At 66.5% G+C, this 17,939-nt stretch carries 16 protein-coding genes; 9 read left to right on the top strand and 7 right to left on the bottom strand.

Annotated elements, in window-relative coordinates:
- Window positions 1-31: 31 nt before the first annotated feature.
- Window positions 32-787, top strand: a complete 756-nt coding sequence (locus tag JW792_RS08825) for a hypothetical protein (protein ID WP_135996073.1) — start codon at window positions 32-34, stop codon at window positions 785-787.
- Window positions 788-860: 73 nt separating this feature from the next.
- Complete coding sequence (locus JW792_RS08820) at window positions 861-2,381, top strand: recombinase family protein (RefSeq protein WP_135996074.1); 1,521 nt, start codon at window positions 861-863, stop codon at window positions 2,379-2,381.
- Here the strand turns inward: JW792_RS08820 and JW792_RS08815 are convergent.
- Window positions 2,300-2,701 carry a VOC family protein gene (locus JW792_RS08815; protein ID WP_135996075.1) on the bottom strand — a complete coding sequence of 134 codons (402 nt, stop codon included), beginning with the start codon at window positions 2,699-2,701 and terminating at the stop codon, window positions 2,300-2,302. The genes JW792_RS08820 and JW792_RS08815 overlap by 82 nt on opposite strands.
- Window positions 2,702-2,899: 198 nt before the next feature.
- Between JW792_RS08815 and JW792_RS08810 the strand changes: the two genes are divergently transcribed.
- From JW792_RS08810 to JW792_RS08790, 5 genes are all read left to right on the top strand, one after another.
- A complete protein-coding gene (locus tag JW792_RS08810; RefSeq protein WP_135996076.1) occupies window positions 2,900-3,382 on the top strand; it encodes a MerR family transcriptional regulator in 483 nt (160 codons plus the stop codon).
- Window positions 3,383-3,439: 57 nt separating this feature from the next.
- On the top strand, window positions 3,440-5,230 hold the full coding sequence (locus tag JW792_RS08805; RefSeq protein ID WP_135996077.1) for an acyl-CoA dehydrogenase C-terminal domain-containing protein: 1,791 nt from the start codon (window positions 3,440-3,442) through the stop codon (window positions 5,228-5,230).
- Between the two features lie 149 nt (window positions 5,231-5,379).
- Window positions 5,380-6,549: an acyl-CoA dehydrogenase family protein gene (locus JW792_RS08800; protein ID WP_135996078.1), complete on the top strand. Its 1,170-nt coding sequence runs from the start codon at window positions 5,380-5,382 to the stop codon at window positions 6,547-6,549.
- Window positions 6,550-6,575: 26 nt separating this feature from the next.
- Window positions 6,576-7,784: an acetyl-CoA C-acetyltransferase gene (locus JW792_RS08795; RefSeq protein ID WP_135996079.1), complete on the top strand. Its 1,209-nt coding sequence runs from the start codon at window positions 6,576-6,578 to the stop codon at window positions 7,782-7,784.
- A 139-nt stretch (window positions 7,785-7,923) separates the two neighbouring features.
- Window positions 7,924-10,122 carry a 3-hydroxyacyl-CoA dehydrogenase NAD-binding domain-containing protein gene (locus JW792_RS08790; protein ID WP_135996080.1) on the top strand — a complete coding sequence of 733 codons (2,199 nt, stop codon included), beginning with the start codon at window positions 7,924-7,926 and terminating at the stop codon, window positions 10,120-10,122.
- A gap of 356 nt (window positions 10,123-10,478) precedes the next feature.
- Here JW792_RS08790 and hfaD read toward each other — a convergent pair whose 3' ends face one another.
- Genes hfaD through hfaA form a run of 3 tightly spaced genes read right to left on the bottom strand, consistent with a single transcriptional unit; the run spans window position 10,479 to window position 13,033 of the window.
- Window positions 10,479-11,690, bottom strand: a complete 1,212-nt coding sequence (gene hfaD / locus JW792_RS08785; protein WP_135996081.1) for a holdfast anchor protein HfaD — start codon at window positions 11,688-11,690, stop codon at window positions 10,479-10,481.
- Window positions 11,605-12,597 carry a holdfast anchoring protein HfaB gene (hfaB, locus tag JW792_RS08780; RefSeq protein ID WP_135996082.1) on the bottom strand — a complete coding sequence of 331 codons (993 nt, stop codon included), beginning with the start codon at window positions 12,595-12,597 and terminating at the stop codon, window positions 11,605-11,607. The genes hfaD and hfaB overlap by 86 nt, the downstream gene beginning before the upstream one ends.
- Window positions 12,590-13,033 carry a holdfast anchoring protein HfaA gene (gene hfaA, locus JW792_RS08775; protein ID WP_135996083.1) on the bottom strand — a complete coding sequence of 148 codons (444 nt, stop codon included), beginning with the start codon at window positions 13,031-13,033 and terminating at the stop codon, window positions 12,590-12,592. Before hfaA ends, hfaB begins: the two co-directional genes overlap by 8 nt.
- A 154-nt stretch (window positions 13,034-13,187) precedes the next feature.
- Here hfaA and JW792_RS08770 point away from each other — a divergent pair, with 154 nt between their 5' ends.
- Window positions 13,188-13,844, top strand: a complete 657-nt coding sequence (locus tag JW792_RS08770) for a rhomboid family intramembrane serine protease (RefSeq protein ID WP_135996084.1) — start codon at window positions 13,188-13,190, stop codon at window positions 13,842-13,844.
- Here JW792_RS08770 and JW792_RS08765 read toward each other — a convergent pair.
- From JW792_RS08765 to JW792_RS08755, 3 genes are read right to left on the bottom strand one after another with little or no spacing between them, the layout of a single operon-like run.
- Window positions 13,841-14,473, bottom strand: coding sequence for a glutathione S-transferase family protein (locus tag JW792_RS08765; protein ID WP_135996085.1), 633 nt, complete (start codon window positions 14,471-14,473; stop codon window positions 13,841-13,843). The genes JW792_RS08770 and JW792_RS08765 overlap by 4 nt on opposite strands.
- 14 nt (window positions 14,474-14,487) lie before the next feature.
- Window positions 14,488-15,126, bottom strand: a complete 639-nt coding sequence (locus JW792_RS08760) for a GDYXXLXY domain-containing protein (RefSeq protein WP_135996086.1) — start codon at window positions 15,124-15,126, stop codon at window positions 14,488-14,490.
- Complete coding sequence (locus tag JW792_RS08755) at window positions 15,123-16,490, bottom strand: DUF2157 domain-containing protein (protein WP_158291606.1); 1,368 nt, start codon at window positions 16,488-16,490, stop codon at window positions 15,123-15,125. The genes JW792_RS08760 and JW792_RS08755 overlap by 4 nt, the downstream gene beginning before the upstream one ends.
- Window positions 16,491-16,598: 108 nt before the next feature.
- Here JW792_RS08755 and JW792_RS08750 point away from each other — a divergent pair, with 108 nt between their 5' ends.
- On the top strand, window positions 16,599-17,030 hold the full coding sequence (locus JW792_RS08750; RefSeq protein ID WP_135996088.1) for a CBS domain-containing protein: 432 nt from the start codon (window positions 16,599-16,601) through the stop codon (window positions 17,028-17,030).
- Window positions 17,031-17,939 lie beyond the last annotated feature (909 nt).

Raw genomic sequence — 17,939 nt, 5'->3', positions numbered from 1 at the left:
CAGTAAAGTGTTCAACTGCCGGGGACAGACCATGCGACATAATCTTATGCGAGCCAGTGCATTAGCGGTTTATCTGGGGATCGGGAGCGTTGCGCTGGGAGGCTGCGTCGCGGCGCTTCCAGTGTTGGCGCTCGCTCCTGGGGTTCTGACAGCGTTCCTCAGCTATAAATTCTATCAAACCACGAGCGGGACGGAGGTCGAAGTCGCGTTCGAGCAGGACACGGTCGCTCATGCGATGGAGGGCGAACTCGACGCTGCTTCGACGGTGGCATACTGGCCAACGTCCAATCGGGCGCTGGTCGTCGCCGCGGAGCGTTCTCAGGCCCAGTTTGGATTTGAACGCGTGCTCGCGCCGGCGTCGACAGCGCAAGAGCTTCGCTCGGCCAACATTCCAACCGACGTCGATAACCTCACTCAGGTTGAGCGCCTTCAGGCGTTCCGGGACGCCTCGTCGCGTCTCGATGCCGATATCATCATCGCGATCTCTGAGGCCGATGAAGGCTTCGAGTCGAGCTTCATGTCGCTGCGCAATCAACTCACCTACGCCTACCAAGTCTATCTCTATGATCGGAGCGTCGATGCCGAGCTTTGGAATACCACGCTCATCGCTTCGCTTCGGATGGGGCGGAGCATGGTCGGGGAGGGCGAGGTCGAGGCGGTCGCAGGGCAAGCCATCGTCGACCGGCTGACGGACTTTGCGCGGGGCGAGTACGCGGTCTCCTATTTGGACGATACGGAAAACACCCGGCTCGTGGAAGCGCACACGGCGCCATTTGCGATCCGGTAGGCGCTCCGGCTCGGTTCTGATCCGCGTCCCGCTCAAATTGTGGTATTGAAATCAGATTGCGCGGGAGGCGGTCATGAAAGGCGCGAAATCGCGGCCGGTAGGCGTATGGATTCGGGTGTCCACTGAGGACCAGGCGCGGGGCCAGAGCCCCGCGACGCACCGGGCGCGTGCCGAGCAATATGCAGAGTTCCGCCAGTGGCACATCGTCGAGGTCTACGACCTCTCTGGGGTCTCGGGCAAAGCGGTCATGGACCATCCGGAGACCAAGCGGATGCTCGGGGACATCAAGAGCGGCCGGATCACCGGCCTCATGTTCTCCAAGCTCGCACGTCTCGCGCGCAATACGCGGGAGCTTCTGGAATTCTCAGAGATCTTCCGCCAGTGCGGCGCGGACCTGATTTCGCTTCAGGAGAACATTGACACGTCGACGCCGGCCGGCCGGCTCTTCTACACGATGATCGCCGCGATGGCGCAGTGGGAACGGGAGGAGATCGCCGATCGCATTCGTGCCTCGGTTATCACGCGCGCAAAGCTCGGCAAGCAGATCGCGGGCAACGCACCCTTTGGGTACATGTGGAAGGATGGAGAAGTGGTCCTCGATCCGGATCAGGCGCCGGTGCGCGCGCTCATCTACGAACTCTTCGCCGAGCACAAGCGCAAAGGCACCGTGGCGCGCATTCTCAATGAGCGGGGCTTCAAGACCTCGACCGGCAAGCAATTTACCCAGCAGGGCATTCAATATCTGCTTCGCGATCCCTCCGCGAAGGGACTCCGTCGGTCGAACTATTCGACCGCTGAGACGCGAGGCGGGTCGGTGTCGCTCAAACCCGAGGAGGAGTGGCAGTGGCACACGTGCGAGCCGATCGTCTCCGTCGAGCTATGGGAGCGCTGCAATGCGATCCTCGACGAGCAGGCGAAGGGGAGGAAGCCCGGTCCGCGCGGTCGCTACCTCTTCGCCGGTAAGGTCAAGTGCGAGGCGGACGGGCAGACGATGTACGTTCTCAATGAGAACCCGAAATTCGTCTGCCGGCAGTGCCGGCGCAAAATCCCTCAGGATGACCTTGAAGCGATCTTCCGCGATCAGCTGAAGGCATTCTTCTTCTCACCCGAGGACGTGGCGGCATATCTGCGCAGCACGTCGAGCGACATTCAAAAGAAGGAAGCGCAGATCAGCGTTCTGGAGCGCGAGCGCGATGCGATCACGACGGATCGCGAGAAGGTGCTCCGAAGCTATCTCGACGATCTCATATCGATGGAGCGCTTCGGCGAACTCGATAAAGCCGCCGAAGCCAGACTCCGCGATATAAATGTGGGCATTGCTTCGCTCGAGGGAGAGATCGCCGCTCTGGAGGTCACGGGGGCCTCAAGCGAGGACGTGATCCAGAGCGCCCAGGACCTCTACAGCCGCTGGGATGACCTCTCCTACGAGCAGAAGCGGTCGGTCATAGAGACCATCGTGGAGGAGATCGTGATCGGCGAACAGGAGATCGCGATCCACCTCCACTACGTTCCTCATCCTTCGCCGCCTTCGGGAGACGACGGGAACGACATGAAGAAGGCATTGAGCTTGTTGCCGTCCGGATCGCGGAAATAGGCGGCGTAGAAGCCGCTGTCGCCGCGCGGGCCGGGGGCGCCCTCGTCGGTGCCGCCGTTTGCAAGGGCGGTGCGGTAGATCTCGTCGACATGGGCCTTGTCGCGCGCGGCGAGGGCAACCATCACGCCATTGCCCACCGTGGCCGGCTGGCCGTCATAGGGTCTGGTCAGGCCGATGCCGGCCCCGCCGCCGGGCCTGCCCCAGGCGATGAAGCCGTCGAACTCCATCATGCGCGGGGTGTCGAGGAGGGCGGCGATCTGGTCGTAGAAGGCCGCGGCGCGCTTGAGATCGTTGGTGCCGAGCGTGACATAGCCGATCATGGCAATATTCTCCCTTTGTTCCGGAGCCGGGACTGTGCGCGAGCGGGCCGGCGCTGGCAAGGGGAATTCGGTGGCCGGCGGGCGCTTTTCCTGCAGGCAAAGGCGAGGGGCGCCGAATTCGGCCGCGCTTCCCGGACGTTAACCCCTGCGGCAAGATTGACGTTGACGTGAACGTCAACTTCGCGCACCGTGCCCGCCATGATCAAGCCCGCCGGACCCGACGCGCTCTTCACGATCCGCGATCTCGCCGAGACGTTCGACGTCACGGCGCGCACGCTGCGCTACTATGAGCAGAAGGGCCTGCTGACCCCGACGCGGCGCGGCGCGACGCGGCTCTACACGGCCGCCGACCGGGCGCGCCTGGCGCTCATCCTCAGGGGCAAGCGGGTCGGCTTCACGCTCGACGAGATCAAGGAGATGCTCGATCTCGAACAGCTCGACCAGCGCGGCACGGCCCATCTGGAGAACTCGCTCGCCCGGTTCCGGGTGCGCATCGCCGACCTGAAGCGTCAGCGCGAGGATATCGAGGACTCCATCGCCGAGCTGGAAGCCGGCTGCGCCTGGATGGAGGACCGCCTCGCCAACCGCGAGCCGCCCGAGGACATCAAGCGGCGCGCGCGGGCCTTCGAGCTCCTCGCCGCCGCGCGCCTCACCCCCTGGACAGGGGCCGCGCCCGAGTAAGATTCACCGAAGCCGAGCCTTGCGGCTCATCGACGACAAGACCGCCGGAGATACACAATGCCGACCTACCGCGCCCCGCTTCGCGACCACCGCTTCGTCCTGAACGAGCTTCTGAACGTCCAGCAATACAACGATATCGAAGGCTTCTCCGAGGCCACGCCCGACATCGTCGACGCCATCCTGGAGGAGGGCGGCAAGTTCTGCGAGAACGTGCTCCACCCCCTGAACCGGAAAGGCGACGAGCAGGGCTGCAAGCTTCGCCAGGACGGCGAGGTCGTCGTGCCCGAGGGCTTCGCCGAGGCCTACACCCAGTTCACCGAAGGCGGCTGGACGGCGATCTCGGCCGATCCCGAGTTCGGCGGGCAGGGCCTGCCGCACTATCTCGGCATCGCCATGAGCGAGATGGTGACCTCCACCAACATGGCCTTCGGCATGTATCCGGGCCTGACCTCCGGGGCGGTGCACGCGCTCGCGGTCGGCGGCAGCCAGGAGCAGAAGGAGCTCTACCTGCCGAGGATGATCTCGGGCGAATGGTCGGGCACGATGAACCTGACCGAGCCCCATTGCGGCACCGATCTCGGCATGCTGCGCACCAAGGCGGTTCCCAATGGCGACGGCTCCTACGCCATCACCGGCCAGAAGATCTGGATCAGCGCCGGCGAGCATCCGATGAGCCGGAACATCGTCCACCTCGTGCTCGCCCGCATCGAGGGCGCGCCGGAGGGCGTGAAGGGCATCTCCCTCTTCGTGGTCCCCAAGTTCCTGCCCGACGAGGCCGGAAATCCCGGCGAGCGCAACGCCGTGAAGTGCGGCGGCCTGGAAGAGAAGATGGGCATTCACGGCAACGCGACCTGCGTCATGAACTATGACGGGGCGAAGGGCTGGCTCGTCGGGGAAGAGAACAAGGGCCTGAAGATCATGTTCATCATGATGAACCAGGCCCGCCTCGGCGTCGGCATGCAGGGCCTGGCGCTCGCCGAGACCGCCTACCAGTACTCGCTCGACTTCGCCAAGGACCGCCTGCAGGGCCGTTCGCTGACGGGGCCGAAGAACCCGGACGGGCCCGCCGATCCGATCATCGTCCACCCCGACGTGCGCCGCATGCTGCTCGACCAGAAATGCTTCGTGGAAGGGGCGCGCGCGCTCACCTTCTGGACCGCGCTGCAGGGCGATCTGGAGGAGAAGCACCCCGACGAGGCGGTGCGCGAGCGGGCCTCGGACTACATGGCCCTGCTCACCCCGATCGTGAAGGCCTACCTCACCGACAAGGGCTATGAGAGCGTGTCGAACGGGCTGCAGGTCCACGGCGGCTCCGGCTTCACCCGCGAATGGGGCATCGAGCAGCTGCTGCGCGATGCGCGCATCACCCTCATCTACGAGGGCACGAACGGCATCCAGGCGCTCGATCTCGTGGGCCGCAAGCTCGCCATGAAGGGCATGCGCCCGATCAACACCTTCTTCGCCGAACTCGACGCCTTCGTGGCCGAGAACCAGGGCGGGGGCGAGCTGGAGCCCTTCGTCAAGGGCCTCGCCGAGACCAAGGCCAAGCTGCAGAAGGCCACCAACTGGCTCGTGGAGAAGGGCCTGGAGAACTTCGACAACGCCGGCGCGGCCTCGACCGAGTACCTGCATCTCTTCGGCCTGACCTGCTTTGCCTACATGTGGGCGAAGATGGCCAAGGTCTCGGTTCAGAAGCTCGGCCAGGACGCCGCCGATCCGATCTACGACGCCAAGCTGAAGATCGGGCGCTATTTCCTGGCGCGCTGGGTGCCCCAGGCCGATGCCCATCTCGCCCGCATCGAGTCCGGCGCCGAGCCGCTCATGGCACTCGCGGCCGAGGCGTTCTGATGATCCGGCCCTCGTGCTTCGAGGCTCCTTCGCGGTGCCTCGGCATGAGGGCCTAGCCACGACGCCCTCCCTCATCCTGAGGTGCGAGCCATGGGCGAGCCTCAGGAGGACGAGGGAGGATCCAGAAAGACGACCGGAGGAGACTTGAGATGAACGCGCAGCAGGTCCTTCAGACCGCCAAGCCCGACTGGCTCGACCAGGAGGACGTCAACATGTTCGACCACGCCGTGCGCGGCTTCCTGACCAAGGAATGCCTGCCCCACGGCGATCGCTGGGAGAAGGAAGGCAAGGTCGATCGCGAGATCTGGACCAAGGGCGGGGAGGCCGGCCTGCTCTGCCCCGCCGCGCCGGAGGAATACGGCGGCGCGGGCGGCGACTGGCGTCACGACTACGTGTTCCACATGGCCGTGTCCGAGCTGGGCGTCGATGGCTGGGGCGCCAGCCTGCACAACTCCATCGTCGGGCCCTATGTCTGGCATTACGGCTCGGAGGAGCAGAAGCAGCGCATCATCCCGAAGATGATCTCGGGTGAATATGTCGGCGCGATCGCCATGACCGAACCGGGCGCGGGCAGCGACCTGCAGGGCGTGAAGACGACCGCCGTCAAGGACGGCAACGGCTATCGCATCAACGGCTCGAAGACCTTCATCACCAATGGCGGCACGGCCAATCTCATCATCGTCGTGGCCAAGACCGACCCGAAGGCCGGCGCGAAGGGCACCTCGCTCTTCCTGGTCGAGACCGACAAGGTCGAGGGCTTCCGCCGCGGCCGCAATCTCGACAAGGTAGGCCTCAAGGCCCAGGACACCGCCGAGCTGTTCTTCGAGGACATGTGGGTGCCCGCCGACGCGCTTCTGGGCCCTGAAGAGGGCAAGGGCTTCATCCAGCTGATGGAGCAGCTGCCCCAGGAGCGCCTGCAGATCGCGGTGCAGGGCGTGGGCATGATGAAGCGGGCGCTGGCCGAGACGATCGAGTACGTCAAGGAGCGCCAGGCCTTCGGCAAGCCTGTCATCGCCTTCCAGAACACGCAGTTCAAGCTGGCCGAGCTGAAGACCAAGGCGACGATCGCCGAGGTGTTCTGCCAGTACTGCTCGGACCTGCTGATCAAGGGCCAGCTCGACGCGGCGACCGCCTCGATGGCGAAATACTGGGTCACCGACATCCAGTGCGAGCTCGTCGACGAGTGCGTGCAGCTGCACGGCGGCTACGGCTTCATGAACGAATACCCGATCGCCCGCATGTGGCGCGACGCCCGCGTCCAGCGCATCTACGGCGGCACCAACGAGATCATGAAGCTGCTGATTTCCAGGACGCTCTAAGAGAATTCCAAAGGGAGGATCCCCTCATGACCGACGCATACATCTACGATTCCGTGCGCACCCCGCGCGGCAAGGGCAAGAAGAATGGCAGCCTGCACGAGATCACCGCGCTGCAGCTCGCCACCCAGCAGCTCCAGGCCATCCGCGACCGCAACGATCTGGACACGAGCGTCGTCGACGACGTGATCCTGGGCTGCGTGTCGCCGGTGGGCGAGCAGGGCGCCAACATCGCCCGCGCCGCGGCGCTGAATGCCGGCTATGCCGAGACCGCGTCCGGTTTCCAGGTCAACCGGTTCTGCGCCTCGGGCCTGGAAGCGACCAACCTCGCGGCGGCGAAAGTGATGTCCGGCGAGGCCGACATGGCGATCGGGGGCGGGGTGGAAGCCATGAGCCGCGTGCCGATGGGCAGCGATGGCGGCGCCATGGTCGTCGACCCGGAAATGGCCTTCGACCACTACTTCGTGCCGCAGGGCATCTCCGCCGATCTCATCGCCAGCAAGTACGGCTACAGCCGCGCCGACGTGGACGCCTACGCGATGGAGTCCCAGAGGCGCGCCAAGAAGGCCTGGGACGAGGGCCGGTTCAGGAAATCGATCGTCCCGGTGAAGAACCAGCTGGGCCTCGTGCAGCTCGACCATGACGAGCACATGCGCCCGGAGACCGACATGCAGTCGCTGGGCAGCCTCAAGCCCAGCTTCAAGGACCTCGCGGCCTTCGTCGGCCTCGACAAGGTGGCGATCCAGAAATACCCCGAGGTGGAACGCATCGAGTTCGTCCACCACGCCGGCAACTCGTCGGGCATCGTGGACGGTGCCGCGGCGATCCTCGTCGGGTCCAGGGAGATGGGCGAGAAGCTGGGCCTGAAGCCGCGCGCGCGCATCCGCGCCATGGCCTCGATCGGGTCGGAGCCCACCATCATGCTGACCGGCCCGGCCCCGTCGGCCAGGAAGGCGCTCGCCAAGGCCGGCATGAGCCCCGATGACATCGATCTCTACGAGATGAACGAGGCCTTCGCGGCCGTCGTCCTGCGCTTCATGGAAGATCTCGGCGTCGATCACTCCAAGACCAACGTCAATGGCGGCGCGATCGCGATGGGCCATCCGCTCGGCGCGACCGGGGCGATGATCCTTGGGACCCTGCTCGACGAGCTGGAACGCACCGGCAAGGGCACGGGCCTGGCCACGCTCTGCGTCGGCGGCGGCATGGGCACCGCGACGATCATCGAACGGCTCTAGAAGGGAAACGCTGTCATCCCGCAAGCGCGAAGCGCCATCCGGGATCTCGCTTCGTCGACGATCGAGCCCTCACGGCTCCGACGCGAGATCCCGGCTCTCCGCTCCGCTCCGGCCGGGATGACAGGTGAGGAGACAAGACATGACCTACACGCACTTCAAATTCGAAACCGATGCCGACGGCATCGCGCTCATCACCTTCGATTCCCCGAACGTCTCGATGAACGTTCTGTCGAACAAGGTGATGGAAGAGCTCGGCCAGATCGTCGAGAAAATCGCCTCCGACGACGCCATCAAGGGCGCGGTGATCACGTCCGGCAAGAAGGCCTTCTGCGCGGGCGCCGATCTCACCGAGCTCGGCGGCGGCATGGCCGACCTGGGAGGCAAGTCGGAAGAGGAGGCCAAGCAGGCCCTGTTCGAGATCGCCTTCCGGCTCAACCGGAAGCTCCGCGAGCTGGAAACCTGCGGCAAGCCGATCGCGGCGGCCATCAACGGCCTGGCGCTCGGCGGCGGGTTCGAGGTCACGCTCGCCTGCCATTACCGCGTCATGGCGAGCGATACCGGTGCCAAGCTCGGCCTGCCGGAAAGCCTCGTCGGCGTCCTGCCGGGCGGTGGCGGCACGCAGCGCCTGCCGCGCCTCGTCGGCGTGATGAATGCCGCGCCGATCATGCTGCAGGGCAAGCAGTTCGATGCCGAGAGCGCCAAGGCCCAGGGCGTCGTCCACGAGATCGCCCCGCTCGATCAGATCGTGGCCAAGGCCAAGGAACTGGTGAAGGCCGACCCGATGGGCGCCAGGCAGCCCTGGGACCAGGACAAGTTCAAGATCCCCGGCGGCGGGCCCTATCACCCCGCCGGCATGCAGGTCTTCGCCGGCGCCTCGCCGATGCTGCTGAAGGAGACCTACGGCAACTATCCGGCCCAGCGCTACATCCTGTCCTGCGTCTATGAGGGCCTGCAGGTGCCGATGGATGCTGCGCTGAGGATCGAGAGCCGGTATTTCACCAAGCTGCTGCTGCGTCCGGAGAGCCGGAACATGATCCGCTCCCTCTTCCTGTCCAAGCAGGCGCTGGAGAAGGGCGCGCGCCGTCCGGCCGGGACCGAGAAGTCCGACATCAGGAAGATCGCCGTCATCGGTGCGGGCTTCATGGGCGCGGGCGTCGCCACCGTGTCGGCCCAGGCCGGCATCGAGGTCGTCCTCATCGACAAGGACCAGGAAGGCGCCGACAAGGGCAAGCAGCACGCGGTCGACTTCTTCCAGAAGGGCGTCAAGCGGGGCAAGATTTCCCCCGAGAAGGCCGACAAGCTCGCCGCGCTGATCACCGCCACGACCGATTACTCGAAGCTCTCCGACGTCGAGCTGGTTGTCGAGGCGGTGTTCGAGGACTCCGATCTGAAGCACAAGATCACCAGGGCCGCCGAGGAACACCTGCCCAAGGACGCGATCTTCGGCTCCAACACGTCCACCATCCCGATCACCTCGCTCGCCAGGGCGTCGGACCGTCCGGAGAACTTCATCGGCATCCACTTCTTCTCGCCGGTGGAGAAGATGAACCTCGTCGAGATCATCGTCGGGGAGAAGACAGGCGACGAGGCCATCTCCAAGGCGATCGACTTCGTGGCGAAGATCAAGAAGACCCCGATCGTGGTGGCCGATACCCGCGGCTTCTACGCCAATCGCTGCGTCATGCGCTATATCGAGCAGGGCATGTACATGCTCACCGAGGGCGTCCTGCCGGCCCTCATCGAGAACGGCGCGAAGATGGCCGGCATGCCGGTCGGTCCGCTCTCGCTGCAGGACGAGGTCGCCATCGATCTCGGCTACAAGGTGCTCCAGCAGACCAAGAAGGATCTCGGCGACAGGTTCGAGACCACCCCGAACGCGGAAGTCATCGAGAAGATGTACGAGCTCGGCCGCTACGGGCGGAAGAACAAGAAGGGCTTCTACGTCTATACCGACGAGGGCAAGCATCTCTGGGAAGAGCTCGACCAGTTCGCCAGGGACGGCGTCCTGCCCGAGGACCGGCAGCCCTCCGTCGCCGAGATCAAGGACCGCATCCTCTACGCCCAGGCGCTCGAGGCGGCCCGCACTATGGAAGAAGGCATCGTGTCCGATCCGCGCGAGGCCGATGTCGGCTCGATCCTGGGCTGGGGCTTCGCACCCTATACCGGGGGCGTATTGTCCTTCATCGACACGGTGGGCACGGCCGACTTCGTCGCCCGCGCCGACGAGCTGAAGGCCAAATACGGCAAACCCTTCGAGGTGCCCCAGCTCCTGCGTGACATGGCGAAGAAGGGCGAGACCTTCTACGCCCGCTTCGGGAGCGAGAAGAAGGCGGCGTAAGCGCCGTTCCGGACTGAAATGGAAAGCCCCGGCGCCGGCGCGCCGGGGTTTTTCTTTCTCATTCTCTCGACCTCGTCTGCCCGGCGAAAGCCGGGACCCAGGGATCGTGGAGCGCCGGCATCGGACGATGGCGCCCGGCCGCTCTGGGGGCCCGATCAGGTCGGGCCGGACGGTGTCGATGACAGGGTCTTCCGAAGGGGGCGATAATCCCCGCCCCTGGGCTGCGGTCCTATACTGCGCCGATGTCCGCGAACCGCTCGCCTTCCCCGCTGCCTGCCATCTTCACGACCGCGCGGGAGGAGGAACGTCATAGTCGTCGTAGTAGGAGTCGATTTCGGAAATTCCTCTCACGACTCTCAGTTCGGCTCGGTGCTGGAGAAGGTCGCCGCGTTGCCGACGGCCGTGGCGCTGCCGGTGACGGCGCCGACATAGCCGCCATAGGTCTGGCTCACCCCGGAATAGACATTGCCCGAATTGGTCTGGCTCATGTTGGCATCCAGGCTCACCGGGCATTCCGAGCAGATATAGGCCGACTGGGCGTTGCCGATGGCCGAGCTGGTCGCGAAGGCCGAGTGGCCCCAGCCGCCCTCCATCACGACGCGCCCGGAGACGTTGCCGGAATTGACCTGGCCCACGCCGGCGTAGGCATCCGCCCCGAAATTGGACAGCAGCACCGAGTTGCCCACCGCATTGGCCGAGCCGACGGCGGCGCCGTTCTCGAACGCGCCGACGCCGAGGCGGGTGATGGCCTCGACCTCGCCGGAATTCAGCTGCTCGCCCTCGATGCGGGCATAGCCCCACTCGTTGCGCACGGTCGCGGTATTGCCCGCGGCCTGGCTGGCACCGGTCACGCCGTAATCGGCATTGGCGATGTCGGCTTCCGCCGTGGCGGAGATCGCCCCGGTGTTCGACTGGGCGAGCTCGACTTCGGTATCGGTCTCGATGCCCCCTGCATTGACGCTGTTGCCCGCGCTGGAGGCCGTGACGAGGCTGGTCTCGATCTCGGCGCTATCGGCTTCGATGACCGCGCGCGTCTGCACCGCCGTGCCCGAGCTCTGCTCGATGCGCAGATCCATGTCGGCATCGTTGCCGGCGACCTCGATCGCGTTGGCCGCGCCCTGGGCGGTCATCACGGCATGGCCGGCATACTCGCCCAGGCGCAGGGCGGACAGCGCGCTGACCGTGCCCGTGCCCGCGCTCTGGCTGGCGTCGAGATCGAGATCGGCACCGGCCGAGACCGTCAGGGCATTGCCCTGCGCGTTGGCGTGGCCGGTCGCGATGCCCCAGACATTGTCCGCCTCGATGATCGATTCGGCCCGCACGTCGCCGGTGAAGACCTGGCCGCTGGTGACCTGGGACCAGTCGAGCACGACGCCGGTCGCCGAGTTCGCCTGCGCGATGGCGAGGCCCGTCGCCGCCTCGGTCGAATCGAGCGCCTGGACGCTCTCGGCCGCGGTCTCGGGCGCGTCGTTCGTCTGGTCGTTACTGATAGGTCCCGCGAAGCTGGGCGCGGATATCAGCGTCGCGGCGCTCGTGCCCGCGATCAACGCTCGAGCGAGCCTGGACATAGGGTGCCTCCATGGGCGCGTAGTTCGTGGCGGTCTGGATGCCGCCGGTGACGTTGGTGGAGCCGCCGATCGGATCGTCGAAGGCGCAGGTGGCTTCCGGCGCGACGCCGTACAGCTGTGCGCTGATCTCCAGCACGGCGCGCTCGATGACGCTCCTGACGGCGAGCTGGATCGGCTCCAGCGAACTGCCCCCCGCCGAGGCGTCGAGCACGACATCGCCGAAGAAGGCGAACACGCCCGCCGAGACTTCCCGGCCGAGGATCTGCTTCTGGTAGGAAATGACGTCGACGACTTCCAGCGTGCGCGAATCGATCAGGCGCAGGTCGAGGCCGACATTCATCACGAACAGCCGGCGCGAGAAGAAGCCGGACGGATCGGAATCCACCGAGTCGCCCGCGAACACGTCCTGGCCGTTGGAGCGGATATTGGCGTTGAGTTCGGTGATGCCGCCGACGAGGTAATAGTCTGACGCCGGCATCGCGCCGGCGTGGATCTGGCGCAGGCCCTGGGCTTCGGCCGCGTCGCCGAGCAGCTGGGAGTTGGCATAGCGCAGCTCCAGCTCGGCGACCGAGGTGTCGTAGCGTTCCACCAGGCGCGCGCCGGCCTTGGCGAAGGCGCTCATCGCCATGAGGGCGGCGCCTTGCGTGACGCGCATGCCGCCTTCCGGCGCGATCTGGCCGGTATAGTCGGCGATGCGTCCCACCGCGATGCGCGGGGCGTAGCCGCGGGCGCGGGCATGGTTCGCCATGCAGACGAGCGCCTCGGAATAGGGCGTCGGGTTCGCGGTCACCGGCGCGTTGCCGGTCGGGGTGGCGTAGAGCCCGTCCGCTCCGGGGTTCGAGGTCGCGCAGGCGGCGACGGACAGGGCCCCGGCCGCGGCGGTGAGGAGGCGCTTGAGGCTAGTCATGATCGCTCTCCGAATCGGTTTCGCCCGCAGCCACGGCGCCGGCCTCGGCCGTGACGTCGCCGTTGTTGATCTGGGTGGAGTTGACGACGACCGTGTTGTAGCGGCCCGAGACCACGACATTGAGCTGGTTGCCGATCGCGGTCGCGTTCGACTGGGCGAAGGGCCCGCCCTGGCCGCCGACCCCGCCGGTCACGCTGCCCATGACCGAACCGACGGCGCTCGCCTGTGCGGAGACGCCGACGCCGGTCTGGATGATGCCGTTGATCACCACACGGTTGCCCTGCGGCCCGCGGGCGCCGTCATAGGGACGGGTCTCGCTTCCGATCGCCGTTCCGTAGGGACGGGAGAACTCCGCCCCGCTGGAGGACTGGGCGAGCGCCGGCGCACCCGCCAGGGCGAGCATCGCGGTGAGGCTGAGGAGGGTAAGGCCCCGCATGGACGTGTCTCCTTTGAAGACGCTTCGCGGGACAGGCTGCAACGCGTATGCCAGAAGCAAACGGGAGGTTAACTGAACGCCCGGCGTTGGCCGTGCGCGCCCGGCGCGCCATGTTAGGCGCTCACGCCGCGCGAAGAGGACGCCCGCCGCAGAGATGGAAAGCCCCGAGCAGCAGACCGGCTACCGCCGCCCGCGCACACCGATCTTCAACGAGCTGCCCGGGCCCGTCGTGGCCCTCGCGGCGGCGATCGTGCTCGCCCATGTCCTCGGCCTCGTCTGGCCGGCCTTCCACGAGCTTCAGTACTGGCTGGGCGCGCTGGTGACGGGGCGGCCGCCCATGGGCTTTCCCGAGCAGCCGCTCGCCGGTCTCCCCTCGCTCGTGCTGCACGTCTTCATCCACGCCGGGTGGATGCACCTGTTGATGAACCTCTTCATCCTGCTGGCCGCGGGCAATGCGGCGGCGCGCCCGTTCGGCCGGACCGGGAGGGGTGCGCTCGGATTCCTCGCCTTCTTCTTCACCTGTGCTGCCGTCGGGGGCGCTTTCCACCTTCTGCTCGCCGGGCAGGGTTTCGGGCTGATGATCGGGGCGTCCACGGGCGTTTCCGGCCTCATCGCCGCGGCCGGCTGGGCGACGGGCGGGCAGGCGGGCATGCTGCGCTTCACCGCGCCCTGGCTTCTGATCAACATCGCGATGGGCGTGTTCGACGCCTTCGTCGGCCTGCCGATCAGCTGGGCCGGCCATATCGGCGGCCTGCTCGCCGGTGCGGCGCTCTACCCGCTTTTCGTCACGGGATTCCGGCGCGGCCGCTAGGCGGGAAAGTTGCGCGCGATGACCGGGCCGAGGCGAGCATCCTCGCCGATGCGCCGCGCGATGCCGGCGAGGCGGACCGTCTCGGTCTCGAACCAGGCGCGGCCCGGGCGCCAGTGCGTCATCACGGCGATGTAGATGTCGATCGCGCTCATCCGCCTGCCCAGGAAGAAGGGCGAGCCCGCCGCGCTGTCGAGCACGGTGTAGAGCCGCTTGGCATAGGCGTCGGTGCGGGCACGGAAGGGCTTGCGCGCCTCTTCGAGGTCCACGAAACGCGCCGGATCGTCGCCATAGGTGTAGGTCGGATAGATGTTGGCCACGATGAAGACGAGCCAGCGCAGGAAGTCCGCCCGCTCCGGCGTGTCCGGCCCGGGAACGAGGCCGTCGCTGTTCACCCGCTCGGCGAGATGCAGGGTGATCGCGGCGCTCTCGGTCATCACACGTGTGCCGATCTGCAGCGCCGGCACCTGGCCGAGCGGATTGACCGCCTCAAGCCGGCGTCGCGCCGCGGCGTCGCGGAACAGGTCGCCGACCGGCTCGAAACGGTAGGGCAGGCCATACCATTCCAGCTGCGCCTCGACGATCGCCGAGCCCCAGCCGCGCTCGCCATAGAGGGTGAGTGTCTCGTCCATTGCCGGATCCGCCTTCAGAACAGCGATTCGTACTGCGCCGCGCCGTCGATCTCGAGGCCCTTGATGACGGCGTTCCCGCCCGGGCCGACCGAGACGATCAGGCGCAGCCGGTCGTCGTTGCGCATCGCCTCGAGCGCGAGCGCGGTCTCCTGGCCGGCATAGTAGCGCTCGATATTGTAGCTCACCGACAGGACCGTGTGCTCGCTGCCCTCGACTCGCTCGGGCACGGTATAGGGCTGCCCGCCGTCCTCGGGAACGACTTCCCGGTCGGTGAACTCGGGCACCTCGTAGGCGCTGTGCACTTTGCCGCGAACCAGCACGGCCGCGCTCTCGGTCAGGGCGGGATGGGCCTCTGACCGGTAGATGGCGGCCGGCTGCCAGCTCCCGTCCGGGCCGGGCTCGACCTTGACGAAGATCGTGTCGCCGGGCTCCCAGTCCTCCGCCGTCGCGTCGAAATCGCGGGTGTCGAGCCGGTGGAGCGGCGTGACGAGCTCGACATAATGGCCGAGCAGGATGTCGCGCGGATCGACCGGCTCCATGGCGAGCACGATCTCGGTGCCCGTGCGCCGCGCCTGGGCATGCATCGCGACGAGGCCGGCGAGGAAGGCGGTCATCAGGGCGGCGACGAGGACGAGGCGGACCGGGCGGGTCATGCGGAGGCTCCTTCATCCCCGCTGCGCACCGCGAGGCGCTTCTGCACGCGGGTGAGGCCGATCGAGAGCGCAAAAAGCAGCAGCCCGCCGACGAGGAAGAAGAGCGCGGTGTCCAGGAGATCGCCGAACAGGCTGCCATAGACATGCAGGGTCTGGGCGATGAACAGGAGAATGCCGAGCCCGCCGACGAAGCGTCTCGCCTCGCGCGCGCCCTGAAGGATGAGGCCGACGCTGACGGCGTAGATCGCCGCGCCCAGCGCGAAGCGCAGGACGAGGATCATCTCCGGCCCGGCCCAGCGGACCAGATAGGGCAGGGCCAGCGCGAGAAGGGCGGCGGCCGCGATCGCCCCGGCCGCTCCGCCCGCCAGCGCGCCGCGCGCACGGCGCAGAAACGCGAAGGCGAGAATCACGCCGGCCGCGATCGCGCCCGGTATCAGGAAGGCCCCGCCCTCGATGCCGAACAGGCGCGCCCAGCGCTCGTCGATCTCGATCCAGGCATAGATCTCGGAACGGTCCTGCGCGTCGCCGAAATCGGCGATCGGGAATTGCAGCGCCCAGCCGGTGAACACGCTGGCGAGCGCTGCCCAGTGGGTGAGCGTCCCGCTGCCGGTGATCTCCCGGTCGCGCGCGAAGGAGGCGGCGAGGGCGATGGCGCCGGCGACGAGGGTGAACAGCACCATCTCCTCGAGCTCGGACAGGGTGTCGCCGCGCCCGGCCTCCCAGATCACGAAGCCGATCCAGACCAGAAGCCCGGCAGAGATGAGATTCCAGCTCGCCAGCGATTTCAGTCGCGTGGCCGCAAGGGCCGTGACCAGCCAGAGGGGCAGATAGCTCCAGATGATGTCGGGCGCGAACGGGTTGAAGCTCTCCAGCCAGACCCAGGAGAACCCGAGCAGGGCGGCGAGAATCAGGACCGGGCGCGAGGGCAGGGCGAGCGCGGTCACGAGGGCGCCGAGCGTCCAGATCAGCACGCCGGTATTGCGGAACGCGCTCATGTTGAAGGTCTGGGCCGTGAGCACGATGCCGACCCCGAACAGGGCCGCCCCGAGCAGGGCGAGGGCGTGGCCGACCGCCTCGTTGCGGCGTGCGAAGGCAAGCGCGGCACCGCCATAGGCAGCCCACAACGCGGCCAGCACCACGGCGAAGCGCAGGACCCGGCTCATGCCGGCCCAGTTGGCCGCGACGAAGCTGATGGCGGCGAGGGCGAGCAGCACCGCGCCGAGAATCGCCGCCGCTCCGGCAGCCGACCAGGCGAGGCGTCCCTGTGACAAATTCTGCAGGATGGTCTCGCGATTCCTCGCCTCGACGAGGCCCTCGGCGATCCAGCGGTCGAGATCCTTCGCGACCCGGCTTCGATAGCTCATGCGGTGTCCCCTTCCGCAATCGGCCCCGCTGCGGATTTGCCGGCATTTGCCGGAAACCCGGGGCTCGGGCATGATGTTACCCCGAAATGAGCCGGAAAGGAGGCCGCCATGAACGCGAGCCGTATTCTTTCGGAAAAGGGCAGCGAGGTCTTCACCATCGCTCCGACCATGACTCTGCTCGATGCCGCGCGCGAGCTCACCGACCGCAAGGTGGGCGCTGTCGTCATCATGGAGGACGGCGGCAAGCCGCAGGGCGTGTTCTCCGAGCGCGACCTCGCCCGCGAGATCGCCGGCGGCGGCGCCTCGGTGCTGACCGAGCCCGTCAGCGGGGTGATGAGCCGCGATCTCGTCACCGCCGGCCGCGACGCCACGGTGGACGAGTTGATGGGGCTGATGACCGATCGCCGCGTGCGCCACATCCTCATCCTGGAGGACGGCCAGCTCGTCGGCGTCGTCTCGATCGGCGACGTGGTCAAGCGCAAGATCGCCGAGGCCGAGCGCGAGGCGGAGAGCCTCAAGCAGTATATCGAGAGCGCCTGACGCGCTTCCGCAGCGTCGGAGTCACCGCGTGAAGACAGGCGATGACGTCATCTCGCCGTCATCTCCGGCTGAAAAATCTGTCATCGGGTCTTGTGCCTAGCCGGGCAGGGGCGTAAACACCGCGACCTCGGCGGCGGGACTGCCCCGGACGGCCTGAAAGAGACGCTCGCGACTGCGAGTTTCCTCTTGAAGGATCGCTCGAAGCAGCCCATACTGCTGAGCCTCCTCCGGCTAGGACGGGAGTAAATCAGCGGCGTACCCCTCGCGCCGGCGAAGAGCTTTTTGCCCTTCGGTATCGCGAGACACGCCACTGACGAACGCTCGAAAAAGCCGGTTGACACGAGGATCGCGGGGAACTAGATACCGCGCCTCTCGCGTCAAGGCGGAAGACATCGGCGGCGTTCACGGGCGCCGGAGAGACGATCTTTGATCCTCGATCCGGACCTGAAACTCGCTGACACACTTCTGCACTGGGGCGATTGACATGGGAGTGCGGGCTCAATAGATACCGCGCCTCTCGCGTCAAGGCGGAAGACATCGGCGGCTTCGACAAGGCGCCGGAAAGAAGAGCGAAAGTCCTTCGATCCGGCCCTGCAAGTCACTGAAAATCTTCTGCAAAAGAATTTGACACGGGGTCGGCGGCCCACTACATACCGCCCTCCTCGACGCCAAACGGTTTCACTGGAAACCTGGCGGCAGCCAAGAGATCGGGCGGAAGTCCGGACCCTCGAGGCGGCTCTTTGACATTGTTGGTTTTGGAAAGAGAAACGCAGGCGGCGGCGTGTTTGCGGATGGGACTGGCCACTGGCCTAGACCATCCCGGAGACGTCGAATGCCAAAGCGTTTCTCATAGTGACGATTGGTCTTTTCGTCGGGTTCGCCTGGCGAGGGGGCAATCTCCGTCACTTT

Source organism: Marinicauda algicola (assembly GCF_017161425.1).
In the GTDB taxonomy this organism is placed as follows: Bacteria; Pseudomonadota; Alphaproteobacteria; order Caulobacterales; family Maricaulaceae; genus Marinicauda; species Marinicauda algicola.
The sequence above is the reverse complement of the archived record's forward strand: the minus strand, read 5'-3'. Positions and strand labels throughout refer to the sequence as shown.

Bases quoted from the DNA above. Each gene is read 5' to 3' on its own strand.
- JW792_RS08810 (WP_135996076.1), top strand. From the start codon at position 2,900: ATGATCAAGCCCGCCGGACCCGACGCGCTCTTCACGATCCGCGATCTC.
- JW792_RS08795 (WP_135996079.1), top strand. From the start codon at position 6,576: ATGACCGACGCATACATCTACGATTCCGTGCGCACCCCGCGCGGCAAG.
- JW792_RS08765 (WP_135996085.1), bottom strand. From the start codon at position 14,473: ATGGACGAGACACTCACCCTCTATGGCGAGCGCGGCTGGGGCTCGGCG.
- JW792_RS08770 (WP_135996084.1), top strand. From the start codon at position 13,188: ATGGAAAGCCCCGAGCAGCAGACCGGCTACCGCCGCCCGCGCACACCG.
- hfaB (WP_135996082.1), bottom strand. From the start codon at position 12,597: ATGACTAGCCTCAAGCGCCTCCTCACCGCCGCGGCCGGGGCCCTGTCC.
- JW792_RS08805 (WP_135996077.1), top strand. From the start codon at position 3,440: ATGCCGACCTACCGCGCCCCGCTTCGCGACCACCGCTTCGTCCTGAAC.
- JW792_RS08750 (WP_135996088.1), top strand. From the start codon at position 16,599: ATGAACGCGAGCCGTATTCTTTCGGAAAAGGGCAGCGAGGTCTTCACC.
- JW792_RS08820 (WP_135996074.1), top strand. From the start codon at position 861: ATGAAAGGCGCGAAATCGCGGCCGGTAGGCGTATGGATTCGGGTGTCC.
- hfaD (WP_135996081.1), bottom strand. From the start codon at position 11,690: ATGTCCAGGCTCGCTCGAGCGTTGATCGCGGGCACGAGCGCCGCGACG.
- JW792_RS08800 (WP_135996078.1), top strand. From the start codon at position 5,380: ATGAACGCGCAGCAGGTCCTTCAGACCGCCAAGCCCGACTGGCTCGAC.
- JW792_RS08760 (WP_135996086.1), bottom strand. From the start codon at position 15,126: ATGACCCGCCCGGTCCGCCTCGTCCTCGTCGCCGCCCTGATGACCGCC.
- JW792_RS08790 (WP_135996080.1), top strand. From the start codon at position 7,924: ATGACCTACACGCACTTCAAATTCGAAACCGATGCCGACGGCATCGCG.
- JW792_RS08815 (WP_135996075.1), bottom strand. From the start codon at position 2,701: ATGATCGGCTATGTCACGCTCGGCACCAACGATCTCAAGCGCGCCGCG.
- JW792_RS08825 (WP_135996073.1), top strand. From the start codon at position 32: ATGCGACATAATCTTATGCGAGCCAGTGCATTAGCGGTTTATCTGGGG.
- JW792_RS08755 (WP_158291606.1), bottom strand. From the start codon at position 16,490: ATGAGCTATCGAAGCCGGGTCGCGAAGGATCTCGACCGCTGGATCGCC.
- hfaA (WP_135996083.1), bottom strand. From the start codon at position 13,033: ATGCGGGGCCTTACCCTCCTCAGCCTCACCGCGATGCTCGCCCTGGCG.